This window comes from Neisseria sp. P0021.S006 (assembly GCF_051956895.1).
This window is the reverse complement of the sequence record NZ_JBQCWZ010000287.1, coordinates 1-1,618: the sequence shown is the minus strand read 5'-3', so window position 1 is coordinate 1,618 and position 1,618 is coordinate 1. Positions and strand designations below refer to the sequence as shown.

Genomic DNA, 1,618 nt, shown 5'->3' with positions numbered 1-1,618 from the left:
CGCCGGGATAGCGGGCGAAGTAGCGGTCGATAAAGTTTTTGGCGGAGATGTTGTCGATGCCCAATGATTTGGCGAGGCCGTATTGGCCCATGCCGTAAATGAGGCCGAAGTTGATGGTTTTGGCGTAGCGGCGTTGTTCGGACGAGACGTTTTCAGGGGCAATGCCGAACACTTCGGCGGCGGTGCGGCGGTGTACGTCTTCGCCGTTTTGGAACGCTGTAATCAGGGTTTTGTCGCCGGAGAGGTGCGCCATGATGCGCAGCTCGATTTGGGAATAGTCGGCGGAAACGATGACGCTGCCTTGCGGTGCGGTAAAGGCGCGGCGCACGCGGCGGCCTTCGGCGGTGCGGATGGGGATGTTTTGCAGGTTGGGGTTGTTGCTGGCGAGGCGGCCGGTAATGGCGACGGCTTGAGCGTAGGTGGTATGCACGCGACCGTCTTTGGGCGAAATCATTTCGGGCAGTTTGTCGGTGTAAGTGGATTTGAGTTTTGCCAGGCTGCGGTTTTGCAGGATGATTTTGGGCAATGGATAATCGGGCGCGAGCTGTTCGAGCACGGCTTCGTTGGTGGAAATGCCGCCTTTGGCAGTTTTTTTCAGTCCTTTGGTGGGGATGCCCATTTTGTCGAACAGGATTTCTTGAAGCTGTTTGGGCGAGTTGAGGTTGAACGGCTGGCCTGCGGCGGCGTAGGCTTCTTGTTCGAGCTTCATCAGTTCGGCGCCGAGTTCTGCGCTTTGGCGGGCGAGTTCGGCGCGGTCGATTTGTACGCCGTTGCGTTCCATTTCAAACAATACTTGCGCAACAGGCAGCTCCATTTTTTCATACATTTCAAGCTGTTTGTCGTCCATTTGCGCGCGCAGGTGCGCTTCGAGGCGCAGGGCAAAATCTGCGTCTTGTGCGGCGTATTCGGTCGCCTGCCCGATAGCGACGTCGGCAAAACCGATTTGTTTCGCGCCTTTGCCGCACAGCGATTCGTAGGTAATGGTTTCCAAGCCCAGCCAGCGTTCGGACAATTCGTCCAAGCCGTGTCCGAGATGGCTCTCGATGATATAGGAAGCAAGCATGGAATCGCCGGCAATGCCGTTCAGGGCGATGTCGTAGTTGGCGAAAACGTGTTGGTCGTATTTGAGGTTTTGCCCGATTTTTTTCAGGGCAGGATTTTCCAAATGCGGTTTCAGACGGCCTAATACTTCTTGCAAATCAAGTTGTTCGGGCGCAGCAGTCAGGCTGTGTCCTACGGGGATGTAAACCGCTTCGCCTGCTTGGAACGCGATGCTGATGCCGACCAGCGCGGCGTTCATCGCGTCTAGGGAAGTGGTTTCCGTATCGATGCCGATTGTGTCCGCCTGCGCCAGTTTGTCCAACAAAGCGGCAAACTGCGCTTCGGTGGTAACGGCTTGATAATCCAACTTTTCGGGGGCGGGGGCATGTTCTATGATTTTTTCAGACGACGTTTCCATGTCCAACGCCGCCTGTTCGCCTATCGTATCGCTGCCGAACAAATCGCCGTCCACCGCTTCGTGCATACGGCTTTCCGCTTCTTTCAGCCAAGTGCGGAAGCCCCAGCGTTTGAAATCGACAACCAGCTGCGCCCATTTAGGCGTAGTACGGCGCAGGCT

The 1,618-nt window shown here is 56.2% G+C and carries 1 protein-coding gene; it reads right to left on the bottom strand.

Annotated elements, in window-relative coordinates; genetic code table 11:
- Positions 1 to 1,618, bottom strand: a 1,618-nt coding sequence (locus ACTHUM_RS13410; RefSeq protein ID WP_440403101.1) for a DNA polymerase, incomplete at both ends; no start/stop codon positions are given.